Below are 12,144 nucleotides of genomic sequence, written 5' to 3' on the forward strand. Positions count from 1 at the left end.
GTCGATGGCCACCACCGAGCACCCGGCACCGAGCCGTCCGGAGCCCACTTCACCCAGCCGTCTGCGCACCTGGATGCTGGAGGGCCTGTCCGACATGGGCAAGGCCGGCGGCCACACCGGGCCCCATGCCGAGCCGGAGCCCCCGCACCGGGGCCAGCGCTGGTGGCGGGTGATGTGCCTGACCGGCGTCGACTACTTCTCGACCCTCGGCTACCAGCCGGGGATCGCGGCCCTCGCCGCCGGACTGCTGTCGCCGATCGCGACCATCGTCCTCGTCGTCGTCACGCTGGCCGGCGCCCTGCCCGTCTACCGCCGGGTGGCCGAGGAGAGCCCCCGCGGCGAGGGGTCGATCGCGATGCTGGAGAGGCTGCTCTCCTTCTGGCAGGGCAAGTTGTTCGTGCTGACCCTGCTGGGCTTCGCCGCCACCGACTTCCTCATCACCATCACCCTGTCGGCCGCCGACGCCTCCACCCACCTCGTGGAGAACCCGCATCTGACCGGCGTCCTGCACGACCAGCAGATGCTGATCACCCTGGTCCTGGTGGCGCTGCTCGGCGCGGTGTTCCTCAAGGGCTTCCTGGAGGCGATCGGCGTCGCGGTCGCCCTCGTCGGTGCCTACCTCGCGCTGAACCTGGTCGTGGTGGTGGTCGGCCTCTACCACGTCGTCACCGCGGGCCATGTGGTCACCGACTGGTCGAGCGCCCTCACCACCCAGCACAGCAACGTCTTCGCCATGATCGGCGTCGCCCTGCTCGTCTTCCCGAAACTGGCGCTCGGTCTGTCCGGGTTCGAGACGGGCGTCGCCGTGATGCCGCACGTCAAGGGCGACCCGGACGACACCGAGGTCCGGCCGGCCGGCCGCATCCGCGACACGAAGAAGCTGCTCACCACCGCCGCGCTGATCATGAGCGTCTTTCTGATCACCACCAGCTTCATCACCACCCTCCTCATCCCGGAGAAGGAGTTCGAGTCGGGCGGCCAGGCCAACGGCCGTGCCCTCGCGTACCTCGCGCACGACTACCTGGGCAACACCTTCGGCACCGTCTACGACGCCTCGACGATCGCCATCCTGTGGTTCGCCGGCGCTTCCGCGATGGCCGGCCTGCTCAATCTGATGCCGCGCTATCTGCCCCGCTACGGCATGGCCCCGCACTGGGCCCGCGCCGTGCGGCCCATGGTCATCGTCTTCACGCTGATCGCCTTCCTGGTCACCTGGATCTTCGACGCCGACGTCAATGCCCAGGGCGGCGCCTACGCCACCGGCGTGCTGGTCCTCATCAGCTCCGCCGCGATAGCGGTGACCATCGCCGCCCGCAAGGCCCGGCAGCGGAACTGGACGGTCGCCTTCGCGGTGATCTCCGCCGTGTTCCTGTACACGACCGTGCTCAACGTGATCGAACGCCCGGACGGCGTGAAGATCGGCGCCTGCTTCATCGCCGGCATCATCCTGGTCTCCCTGCTGTCACGGCTGGCCCGGGCGTTCGAGCTCCGCGTGACCAGCGTGACGCTGGACGACATGGCGGAACGTTTCGTCCGGGACATGGCCAGCCGCCGGATGCGGTTCATCGCCAACGAGCCGGACCGGCGTGACATCGCCGAGTACCGCGACAAGATCGAGCAGATCCGGCAGGACAACGACGTACCCGGCCAGGAGGACTTCGTCTTCGTCGAGGTGACGGTCACCGACCCGTCCGAGTTCGAGGCGGGCCTGACCGTATGCGGGGAGGTGCTGCACGGCCGTTACCGCGTGCTCACCCTGGAGTCGTCGTCCATCCCCAACGCCCTGGCCGCGCTGCTGCTGCACGTCCGCGACTCGACGGACTGCACCCCGCACATCTACTTCGAGTGGACCGAGGGCGGGCCCTTCGCCAACTTCCTGCGCTTCTTCCTGTTCGGCCAGGGCGAGGTAGCCCCCGTGACCCGCGAGGTGCTGCGCGAGGCGGAGCCGGACCGCAGGCGGCGGCCGAGGGTGCACGTGGGCTGAGTCAGGCCGTCGCACTCCTCCTGCCGAAGCCCCTGCGCGGCGAGCGCACCGTGAGCTGTCCGTAGGTGACCTCGCCGGTGATCCGTACCCGCAGCAGGACGGGGGCGTCGGCCGGCCGACGCGCCTTGAGCGCCGAGTGGTTCATCACCAGGCCGTCGGTGTCCACGACGACACCCGGCCTGGTCAGCAGTCTCAGGGCGCCGGCGCGCAGGTCCAGGTCGATGTCCAGGGTGTCGTGTGTGATCACCGCGTCGGTGAAGTCGAGCGTCACCTCGCCCCACGCCGAACGGATCTCCAGCCGCCGCGGCACCACCCAGCCGTCGCCCCGCCGGGTCGAGGCCCCCTCCTGGCGGATCCGGACCACGCCATCGACCCCGGCGGGCGTGCCGCCGACGGGCACGGGCAGGTCCTCCGTCAGCACGGCGAGCTCGCCCATCGTCCGGGCGGACAACGCGGCCTCCAGCCGCTCGTCGAGCTCTTCCAGGGTGAGCCGGCCGTCGCCCGCGGCGACGCGCAGCACATCCACCGTCCGGTCCCGGTCCGCGTGCGACGCCCTCACCTCAGGCGATCCACCGGTCCGCACGACCTCCGCCGCCATCACTCCACCCCGATCCCCCGGGCATGCACCCGGCCACCAGTCGCGACTAACGCTATATCGCGTTATACCCAACGGCCAACCCCGCATCCGTCGTTCCCTTCCCCCGCGCCTATCGTGACCGGCATGCAGTCCTACACGATCGGCCAGGCAGCACGGCTGCTCGGCGTGAGCCCGGACACCGCCCGCCGCTGGGCGGACGCGGGCCGCATCACGACCCACCGCGACGAGACCGGGCGTCGGCTCATCGACGGGCGGGACCTGGCCGCGTTCTCGGTCGAACTGGCCCGGTCCGGCTCCGCCGAGGAGGACACGCCGTACACCTCGGCCCGCAACGCGTTCCCGGGCATCGTCACCGCGATCAAACTCGGCGACGTAGCCGCCCAGGTCGAGATCCAGGCCGGCCCGCACCGGCTGGTCTCGCTGCTCACCCGCGAGGCGGTGGAGGAGCTGGGCCTGGAGGTCGGCATGGAGGCGACGGCCCGCGTGAAGTCGACGAACGTCCACATCGACCGCGTCTGAGCCCCCGAGGGGAAGCGGAGGCGACGCACACGCACGCCTGCCAGGGCGAACGCCGCCATCGGGCTACCGTGCACCCATGGGCCTGAGCATCCGCAACCAGCTCCCCGGCGCCGTCACCGCCGTCACTCCTGGCGGGGCCATGCCGACGGTCAGGGTCCGCCTCACCGGCGGCCAGGACCTCACCGCGGCGATCACCCGCGAGGCCGCGGAAGAACTCCGTCTCTCCCCGGGCGCCGCCGTGCACGCCCTGACGAAGTCGACGGAGGTCTGCCTCGCCACCGCGCCGATCGAGGGCCTGTCGATCCGCAATCAGCTCCCCGGGACGGTCACGGACATCGCGGCGGACGACGCGATGGCGCCGGTCCGCGTCACGGTCGAGGGCGGCGAACTGACCGCCGCGATCACCAGGGACGCGGCGGACGACCTGGCCCTGTCCCCCGGCGCCCCGTCGTCGCCCTGATCAAGGCGACCGAGGTGTCACTCGCCATCCCGTGACGCGCCGGGAGACGGCGAGAGGGGCCCCGCACCGCGGAGCCCCTCCCCTGTGACCGGTCGGCCGATCAGTCCTCGTACGCGTCCAGCGGCGGGCAGGAGCACACCAGGTTCCGGTCGCCGTAGGCCTGGTCGATGCGGCGCACCGGCGGCCAGTACTTGTCGGCGGTCGACATCCCGGCCGGGAAGACGGCCTCCTCACGGCTGTAGGCGTGCTCCCACTCCCCGGCGAGCGCGCCGGCGGTGTGCGGGGCGCCGCGCAGCGGGTTGTCGTCCGCGGGCCACTCTCCGGAGCCGACCTTCTCGATCTCCGCGCGGATGGCGATCATCGCCTCGCAGAAGCGGTCCAGCTCGGCCAGGTCCTCCGACTCGGTCGGCTCGATCATCAGCGTCCCGGCCACCGGGAACGACATGGTCGGCGCGTGGAAGCCGTAGTCGATCAGCCGCTTGGCGATGTCGTCGACGCTCACGCCGGTCGCCTTGGTCAGCGGCCGCAGGTCGATGATGCACTCGTGGGCGACGAGCCCGCCGGGACCGGTGTAGAGCACCGGGTAGTGCGGCTCCAGCCGCTTGGCGATGTAGTTGGCGCTGAGCACGGCCACCTGCGTGGCCCGCTTCAGCCCCTCACCGCCCATGAGCCTGACGTACGCCCACGAGATGGGCAGGATGCCGGCCGAGCCCCAGGGAGCCGCCGAGATGGGGCCGACGCCCGTCTCCGGGCCGGCCTCGGGCTGCAGCGGGTGGTTCGGCAGGTAGGGCGCGAGGTGCTCGCGCACCGCGACCGGGCCGACGCCGGGACCGCCGCCGCCGTGCGGGATGCAGAAGGTCTTGTGCAGGTTCAGGTGCGAGACGTCGCCGCCGAAGTGCCCCGGCTTGGCGAGCCCGACGAGCGCGTTGAGGTTGGCCCCGTCGACGTAGACCTGGCCGCCCGCCTCGTGCACCTGAGCACAGATGTCGGCCACGTGCTCCTCGAACACACCGTGGGTGGACGGGTAGGTGATCATCAGCACGGCCAGTTCGCCGCGGTACTGCTCGATCTTCGCCCGCAGGTCCTCCACGTCGATCTCGCCGTCCCCGGCGGTCTTCACGACGACGACCTTCATGCCCGCCATCACCGCGCTGGCGGCGTTGGTGCCGTGCGCGGACGACGGGATCAGGCACACGGTGCGCTGCTCGTCCCCGTTGGCCCGGTGGTACCCGCGGACGGCGAGCAGTCCGGCCAGCTCGCCCTGGGACCCGGCGTTCGGCTGGAGGGACACCTTGTCGTAGCCGGTGACCTCGGCGAGCCGGTCCTCCAGCTCGTGGATGAGGGTGAGGTAGCCCCCGGCCTGCTCGGCGGGCGCGAAGGGGTGCAGCTGCCCGAACTCGGGCCAGGTGACCGGCTCCATCTCGGTCGTCGCGTTGAGCTTCATGGTGCAGGAGCCCAGCGGGATCATGCCCCGGTCGAGCGCGTAGTCGCGGTCGGCCAACCTGCGCAGGTAGCGCAGCATGGCGGTCTCGGAGCGGTGCTGGTGGAAGACGGGGTGCGTCAGGTAGTCGTCGGTCCGCAGCAGGGTGTCCGGGAGGCTTTCGTCCGTGGCCGCGTCCAGCGCCTCGATGACGCCCTCGACCCCGAAGGCGGCCCACACGGCACGCACCTGGGCCCGCGTCGTGGTCTCGTCGCAGGCGATCGAGACGTGATCGGCGTCGACGAGGCGCAGGTTGACCCCGTTGTCACGGGCTGCGGCCACGGCCTCGGCGGCCCGGCCCTCGACGCGCACGGTCAGGGTGTCGAAGTAGGAGCCGTGCACGACCTCGACCCCGCCGTGCGCGAGCCCGGCGGCGAGGACGGTGGCGTACCGGTGGGTGCGCCGCGCGATGCCCTTCAGGCCCTCCGGACCGTGGTAGACGGCGTACATGCCGGCCATGACGGCGAGCAGCACCTGCGCGGTGCAGATGTTGCTGGTCGCCTTCTCACGGCGGATGTGCTGCTCACGCGTCTGCAACGCCAGCCGGTAGGCCTTGTTCCCGTCGGCGTCCACGGACACGCCGACGAGCCGCCCGGGCAGGCTGCGCGCCATCTTGTCCTGGACCGCCATGTATCCGGCGTGCGGTCCGCCGAAGCCCATGGGCACGCCGAAGCGCTGCGTCGTCCCGACGGCGATGTCCGCCCCGAGCTCGCCGGGCGACTTCAGCAGGGTCAGCGCCAGCAGGTCGGCGGCGACGGTGACGAGCGCCCCGAGTTCGTGCGCCCCGTCGATGACCGGCTTGATGTCCCGCACGGCACCGGAGGCGCCGGGGTACTGGATCAGTACGCCGTTGATCTCGCGCTCGGCGATCTCGGCGGGGATGCCCTCGCTGAGGTCGGCGACGACGACCTCGACTCCGGTCGGTTCGGCGCGGGTCCGGATCACGGCGATGGTCTGCGGAAGCGTGTCCGCGTCGATCAGGAACAGGCCCTTCTTGTTCTTGCCCAGCCGCCGCGACAGCGCCATGGCCTCGGCGGCCGCGGTGCCCTCGTCGAGCAGGGAGGCACCGGAGGTCGGCAGTCCGGTCAGCTCGGCGACCATCGTCTGGAAGTTGAGCAGCGCCTCGAGCCGGCCCTGCGAGATCTCCGGCTGGTACGGCGTGTAGGCCGTGTACCAGGACGGGTTCTCCATGACGTTGCGCATGATGACGGGCGGCGTGAACGTGCCGTAGTAGCCGAGGCCGATCATGGAGCCGAGGACCTCGTTGCGGTCGGCGAGGGAGCGCAGCTCGGCGATCACCTCGGCCTCGCTGCGGGCGCCGGGAAGATCCAGCGCCTCGGCACTCTTGATCACGGCCGGGACCGCGGCGGCCGTGAGCTCGTCCAGCGAGCCGTAGCCGACGTGCGCGAGCATCTTGGCGCAGGCCTCGTGGTCGGGGCCGATGTGGCGCTGCTCGAAGGGGACTGCCTCTTCGAGCTCGGAGAGCGGAATGCGGTGGGCGGTCATTACGGAGGCCTCCTGGTCGACACGACCTGCGAGGGGCACCACGGCACGGGTACCCGGACGGCCTCCCCCTCTGTCATCTCAACCTGAGAGCTTCACCGGATCGCCCGAAGGCCTCCGGCTTTCACCGTCGGTGAGAGCGGAAGCCGTCGACACCCGCCCTGCTTTCCAGAGTGACCTCGTCCGTGCGGTACGTGAGCCTGAGAGATTCCGGGGAGGATTTGCTCCTTCGGCGCCTCCGATGGTGTCCGGAGGACTCTCCCGCACGGGGTCAACAGCCGCTGCCAGCGTACCAGCGAGGTCAACGCACGAACCTTCGAGTGGCCGCATCCCCACTTGTACCGTTTTGTAGTGTTTACGGATGAGGTGCGACCATGTGGAGGGCCCGTGCGAACCGATATCGATCCGCGCAACCTGATCGGCCGCAAGGCGTTCGACCGCAACGGGACCAGGATCGGCACCATCGACGAGGTCTACCTCGACGACGCCACCGGCGAGCCGGAGTGGGCGGCCATACGGACCGGCCTGTTCAGCAGGGACGCTTTCGTCCCTCTGGAGCCCAGTGAACTGATCGAGGGCGCCCTGCACGTGCCCTTCGAACGCGCCCTGATCAAGGACGCCCCCGACTTCGGGGTGGGCCGCCACCTCTCCCCGGACCAGGAGCTGCAGCTCTACCACCACTACGGTCTCGACGTCGCCGCCCCGCCCCCGCTGCCGGACCACGACTTCGGCAAGCTGGCGGGCACCGACGAGACGGCCTGAGCCCCCGCCCCGGGTGCTTCGCTTCCTCCTTCGGGCCCTCGTAACACCAACGGCAGCGGATCCGCCGCCTGCAGATCCGGGTCGTCGACCCGGAAGGTCCGCACGCGCCCAGGCGCCGAGGAGGGCGTCTCGAACCGTACGGTGACCCGCCCCAGACCGCTGCCCTGCACCCATCCGTGCCCGAACTCGGTGTGCCGCACGTCGTGGCCGGCGGGCCACCGCCGCTCGGCGAGCGACGGCTGCACCTCGGCCGGCGCCACGGCGTGCTCCTCGGCCGGGCCCTCCGCGACCGCCCGCTCCCCCGCCGCCTGCGCGAACAGGTCCTCCTGGGTGTAGTCGGCGAGCCCGCTGACGCCCACCCCGAGGAGCCGCACCCCGCCGGTCGTGTCGACCGAGTCCAGCAGTCTGGCCGCCGCCTCGCGGATCACTGCGGGATCGTCCGTGGGCCCGCGCAGCGTCTCGGAGCGGGTGAGCGTCGAGAAGTCGTACCGCCGCACCTTCAGCACGATCGTCCGCCCGGACAGCCCTGCCCCGCGCAGCCGCCGCACGCACCGCTCGGCGAGCCGCTGCACCTCCAGCCCGACCCGCATCCGGTCGTGGATGTCGACGTCGTAGGTGTCCTCGACCGACACCGACTTCGCCTCGCGCTCCGCCACGACGGGCCTGTCGTCGCGCGCCAGCGCCATGGCGTACAGCCCGTGCCCGTGCGCCTTCCCCAGCAGCCGGACCAGTTCGTCCTCGCCCGCCTCGACGATCTCCTCGACCGTGGTGATCCCGGCCCGCCTCAGATGGTCACCCGTGGCCGGCCCCACCCCCGGCAGCGTCCGCACCGACATCGGCCCGAGCATGGCCCGCTCCGTCCCCGGCTCGATCACCACCAGCCCGTCGGGCTTGGCCTCCTCCGAGGCGATCTTCGCGAGCATCTTGGAGGCGGCGAGGCCCACCGACCCGGTGAGCCCCGTGACGGCGCGTATGTCCGCGCGCAGCTTCACCCCGGCCAGCCGCGCCGACCGCTCGTCCCAGGCCACGTCGCCGGCCTCCAGGTCCACGAACGCCTCGTCCAGGCTCAGCGGCTCCACCAGCGGCGACAGCGCCCGCAGCAGCTCCATCACCCGCTCGCTGATCGACCGGTAGAAATCGAAGCGCGGAACGAGATACGCGGCGTTCGGCGCGAGCCGCCGGGCCTGCCCCATGGGCATCGCCGAATGCACCCCGAAGACCCGCGCCTCGTACGACGCGGTCGCCACAACGCCCCGGGGCCCGAGCCCTCCCACCACCACGGCCTTACCGCGCAGACTCGGCTTGGACGCCTGCTCCACCGAGGCGAAGAAGGCATCCATGTCGAGATGCAGGATCGTGGGCGCGGTTCTCACACTCCGATGCTGCCCCATGCCACTGACAACGCCCCGCGCGACCGCCCTGCACGCCCCACGGGAAACCGCTTACGCTCCGGTGCGGAAACGTCCCGCCTCCTGCGTTCGCGTGCGGTCCTGCGCTGCCGGAGGGCTCAGACGGCCCGGTTCCGCCGACGCGCCAGCTCGTCCGCAGGATTGGGGCCGACCAGGGTCTCGCCGGTGTCGATCCGCTCGCCGTGCAGCTGAGACAGCGCGCTCTCGACGTCCCGCCACACCACACCCACGGCGATCCCGAACACACCCTGGCCACCTTGGAGCAGGGCATGGACCTCGTCGGGCGAGGTGCACTCGTAGACCGTCGCGCCGTCGCTCATCAGCGTCATGCGCTCCAGATCACTGAAACCGCGTTCCCGGAGGTGGTGGACGGCCGTACGGATGTTCTGCAGCGACACCCCGGTGTCGAGGAACCGCTTGACGATCTTCAGGACGACCACGTCCCGGAAGCTGTACAGCCGCTGCGTCCCGGACCCGTAGGCGGGCCGCACACTCGGCTCGACGAGCCCCGTGCGGGCCCAGTAGTCCAACTGCCGGTAGGTGATACCGGCGGCCGCACAGGCCGTGGGGCCGCGATAGCCGATCTGCTCGGACGCCATGGACGTCGTCCCTCCGCTGCTCGGCACCGCTGTCGGTCGCTGCGGAGCGTGCTCGGCCGCGCCTCCGGGCTGGGGGCATCCCCCGCCCGGGAGGGGCCGGGAGCCGGGGGGAGGGTACGGACCGCTCGCCCTGAGACTGCGCTCGGGGCCGCCCCCAGCCGTACCGTCGCCGCTGCTTCTCACGCCGACCTCCGTCCTTGACCTGCCTTCTCGACGGTAGGCAGTCACCAGGGGTGCGTCAACGATCGCCACACTCGCCACGCCGAGTGATAATCACCCTGAGAGTGGTTTCCCGTGCCCCACCGCGGGGAAAGGCTAGCCGAATGTGTCCGGCGCGAGCCGTGTGACGCTCTCACTCGCCACCGGCACATGCGGGCATTTTGACCCGTCACACATACGGCGGGCGGCCCTACCACGGACCACGTCGTCCGCCGGGCCGCCCACACGCCTTCTCAGGCCGCTGCCCCTGCCGAGGCACTCACTGGCTGCTGCTGCCGAAGTCCTCCGGGGAGATCTGGTCGAGGAACTCGCGGAACTTCTCCACCTCGTCCTCCTGCTCGTCCGGAATCGCGATGCCGGCGTCGTCGAGCACCGTGTCACTGCCGTAGATCGGCGTCCCGGTGCGCAGCGCGAGTGCTATGGCGTCGGACGGGCGGGCGCTCACCTCGACGCCGCTCGCGAAGACCAGCTCCGCGTAGAAGACGCCCTCACGCAGGTCCGTGATGCGCACTTCCGTGAGCTCCTGGCCGACGGCTTCCAGCACGTCCTTGAACAGGTCGTGAGTCAGCGGCCGCGCGGGAGCCATGCCCTGCTGGGCGAAGGCGATCGCGGTCGCCTCCCCCGGCCCGATCCAGATGGGGAGGTAACGGTCGCCTCCCACTTCACGCAGCAGCACGATCGGTTGGTTGGAGGGCATTTCGACCCGGACACCTACGACATCGAGCTCGTTCACACAGCAACCCTAGGCCGTGCTCGGGACGTTTGGGTAGTCGGGCCGGTATCGGGCGCCTGATCCGGCTCCCTGCGCGCGACCTCCTCAGGGCAGCCGCACGCCGAGGGCCGTCCGCACCAGCGCGGCGTGCAGCTTCACCGTGAGCCCCGCCAGCTCCTTGGTGCGGGCCTCGGCATGAGCCCTGGTCTGCGGGTTGCGGTGCCGCCTCAACGGGGCCACCACCTGGTCCACGAGCCCGGCCTCACGGTCCGCGGCTGCCTTCATGGCCCGCAGGTGCCGCGGCTCGATCCCGAACCGTCCGAGCTCGATGACGAGGAGGGCGACGGTGACCGCCTCGGCGTCATAGGCCCCGTCCTCCAGTGGGGTGAGGAGACCGTAGGACTCCCACTCCTTGAGCTCCTGCTCGTCGACACCCGCGGCGGAGAGCAGCTCCTCACGCCCGATCCTGGCCGCTGTGGGCCCCTCGGGCGGCTCGGCAGCGGATTCTCCGTCCCGCTGACGGCCCACGGCCGGCAGCGGTACGGCCTCACCGCGCTCCATGGCCGACAGGTGCTCCCGGATCACCTTCAGGGGCAGATAGTGATCCCGCTGCATCCTCAGGACGTGACCGAGGCGCTCGACGTCATGGGCGCTGAACTTGCGGTACCCCGACGGGGTCCGCTGCGGCTCGATGAGCCCTTCCGACTCCAGGAAGCGGATCTTGGAGATGGTCACTTCGGGGAACTCGTCGCGCAGCGCGTTCAGCACCGCGCCGATGCTCATCAGCCCACTGTCCGTGGCGGCGGCGCCGTGCCCGGCACCGCCGCTCGGTTTTTGCAGCATGGACCTTCCCTGACGGATGGACCCTCGCTGGGGTCTGCCGGGACGGAGCCCGGTCAGTAGCCCCGCTGGCTAGCGTAGAAGACCAGCCGGTACTTGCCGATCTGCACCTCGTCGCCGTTGTTCAGAGCGACCTGGTCGATCCGCTCGCGGTTCACGTACGTGCCGTTCAGGCTGCCCACGTCGGCCACCGTGAACGAACCGTCCTGACCGCGGCGGAACTCCACGTGGCGTCGGGACACCGTCACGTCGTCCAGGAAGATGTCGCTCTGCGGATGCCGGCCCGCCGTGGTCAGATCGCCGTCCAGCAGGAAGCGGCTGCCCGAATTCGGGCCGCGGCGCACCACCAGGAGCGCCGAACCCAGGGGCAGTGCCTCGACGGCGGCCTGAGCCTCCGGGGACAGGGTCGGCATCGGCGTCTGGCCGGTGGTCTCGCTGTCGTAGGCCTCGAGACCGGAGATGGAGATCGTGGAGGTCGTCTCGGACGGACGCTCCGGCGTCGCCCCCGCCCGCAGCGGCGCACCGCAGTTGGAGCAGAAACGGCTGTTCTCCGCGTTGCGGTTACCGCACCTCGTACACACCAGGGCCGACATCGGATCCTCCTGCCGCGGCTGCCCACCGGGGGCGTTGGACGCATACGGGTCGGAAAACCCTCCACCCGCACTTGAGGTTGACGGTTGCCCGAAACCTATGCCGCCGGGCTGCGCAGGGTCAACCGACGGCGCGCCCTGACCACCGGAAACATCGCCGCCCGGGCCGCCGACCTGGTCCCGGAACAGCGGCCGCTGGCCCTCCGCGTCAGGCTGTGCGCGATGGCGGGCGGTCGCATTGTCGCTGCCCTCTCGCGCGCTCTTGCCGAACAACTTCGCAAACAACTTCACGGGCGATTCCCCTTGACCGAAACAGACCCGCCCGTGGGGCAGGACGAACCCTGACTGAACACTCTGGCCGACCCGGACATCCTGACAACGTCCGTCTGCACCAGACAGTTTCCACCACGCACCGCCCATTCGGTGCGCCGACCCCCCGCAACCTCATGCCCTCGCCCGACGCCGCCCA

At 70.8% G+C, this 12,144-nt stretch carries 10 protein-coding genes, 1 pseudogene and 1 riboswitch; of the genes and pseudogenes, 4 read left to right on the forward strand and 7 right to left on the reverse strand.

Annotation, left to right across the window (positions count from 1 at the left end; genetic code table 11):
- The first annotated feature begins 4 nt into the window (after positions 1–4).
- The gene (locus A4E84_RS06725; RefSeq protein WP_062925672.1) at positions 5–1,984 is read left to right on the forward strand and encodes an APC family permease; all 1,980 of its coding nucleotides are present in this window, start codon (positions 5–7) and stop codon (positions 1,982–1,984) included.
- Between the two features lies 1 nt (position 1,985).
- Here A4E84_RS06725 and A4E84_RS06730 read toward each other — a convergent pair whose 3' ends face one another.
- Positions 1,986–2,543 carry a DUF1707 SHOCT-like domain-containing protein gene (locus tag A4E84_RS06730; protein ID WP_335340824.1) on the reverse strand — a complete coding sequence of 186 codons (558 nt, stop codon included), beginning with the start codon at positions 2,541–2,543 and terminating at the stop codon, positions 1,986–1,988.
- A gap of 162 nt (positions 2,544–2,705) precedes the next feature.
- On the opposite strand from A4E84_RS06730, the gene A4E84_RS06735 reads away from it, so the two are divergent.
- Entirely contained in the window at positions 2,706–3,101 is a 396-nt protein-coding gene (locus tag A4E84_RS06735; RefSeq protein ID WP_062925674.1) for a TOBE domain-containing protein, read from the forward strand.
- Positions 3,102–3,177: 76 nt separating this feature from the next.
- Positions 3,178–3,596: pseudogene (locus A4E84_RS06740) on the forward strand (TOBE domain-containing protein).
- 65 nt (positions 3,597–3,661) lie between these two features.
- Here the strand turns inward: A4E84_RS06740 and gcvP are convergent.
- On the reverse strand, positions 3,662–6,547 hold the full coding sequence (gcvP, locus tag A4E84_RS06745) for an aminomethyl-transferring glycine dehydrogenase (protein WP_062925675.1): 2,886 nt from the start codon (positions 6,545–6,547) through the stop codon (positions 3,662–3,664).
- A 175-nt stretch (positions 6,548–6,722) separates the two neighbouring features.
- Positions 6,723–6,818, reverse strand: a riboswitch (glycine riboswitch).
- Between the two features lie 113 nt (positions 6,819–6,931).
- Here gcvP and A4E84_RS06750 point away from each other — a divergent pair.
- Positions 6,932–7,306, forward strand: coding sequence for a PRC-barrel domain-containing protein (locus A4E84_RS06750; RefSeq protein ID WP_062925676.1), 375 nt, complete (start codon positions 6,932–6,934; stop codon positions 7,304–7,306).
- Here the strand turns inward: A4E84_RS06750 and A4E84_RS06755 are convergent.
- From A4E84_RS06755 to A4E84_RS40425, 5 genes are all read right to left on the reverse strand, one after another.
- Entirely contained in the window at positions 7,225–8,679 is a 1,455-nt protein-coding gene (locus A4E84_RS06755; RefSeq protein WP_062925677.1) for a DNA polymerase IV, read from the reverse strand. The two genes, A4E84_RS06750 and A4E84_RS06755, sit on opposite strands and share 82 nt — an antisense overlap.
- 134 nt (positions 8,680–8,813) lie before the next feature.
- Positions 8,814–9,497, reverse strand: a complete 684-nt coding sequence (locus A4E84_RS06760; RefSeq protein WP_079128887.1) for a MerR family transcriptional regulator — start codon at positions 9,495–9,497, stop codon at positions 8,814–8,816.
- Between the two features lie 295 nt (positions 9,498–9,792).
- The gene (locus A4E84_RS06765) at positions 9,793–10,266 is read right to left on the reverse strand and encodes a bifunctional nuclease family protein (protein ID WP_003988851.1); all 474 of its coding nucleotides are present in this window, start codon (positions 10,264–10,266) and stop codon (positions 9,793–9,795) included.
- An 84-nt stretch (positions 10,267–10,350) separates the two neighbouring features.
- Positions 10,351–11,088 (reverse strand): transcriptional regulator FtsR, encoded by a 738-nt coding sequence (ftsR, locus tag A4E84_RS06770; protein ID WP_062925679.1) that lies wholly within the window; start codon positions 11,086–11,088, stop codon positions 10,351–10,353.
- 53 nt (positions 11,089–11,141) lie between these two features.
- Entirely contained in the window at positions 11,142–12,095 is a 954-nt protein-coding gene (locus A4E84_RS40425; protein ID WP_079128888.1) for an FHA domain-containing protein, read from the reverse strand.
- Positions 12,096–12,144 lie beyond the last annotated feature (49 nt).

The organism is Streptomyces qaidamensis (assembly GCF_001611795.1).
GTDB classification, from domain to species: Bacteria; Actinomycetota; Actinomycetes; order Streptomycetales; family Streptomycetaceae; genus Streptomyces; species Streptomyces qaidamensis.

Coding starts and splice junctions, on each gene's coding strand:
- ftsR (WP_062925679.1), bottom strand. CDS start 11,088: ATGCTGCAAAAACCGAGCGGCGGTGCCGGGCACGGCGCCGCCGCCACG.
- A4E84_RS06735 (WP_062925674.1), top strand. CDS start 2,706: ATGCAGTCCTACACGATCGGCCAGGCAGCACGGCTGCTCGGCGTGAGC.
- A4E84_RS40425 (WP_079128888.1), bottom strand. CDS start 12,095: ATGGGCGGTGCGTGGTGGAAACTGTCTGGTGCAGACGGACGTTGTCAG.
- gcvP (WP_062925675.1), bottom strand. CDS start 6,547: ATGACCGCCCACCGCATTCCGCTCTCCGAGCTCGAAGAGGCAGTCCCC.
- A4E84_RS06725 (WP_062925672.1), top strand. CDS start 5: ATGGCCACCACCGAGCACCCGGCACCGAGCCGTCCGGAGCCCACTTCA.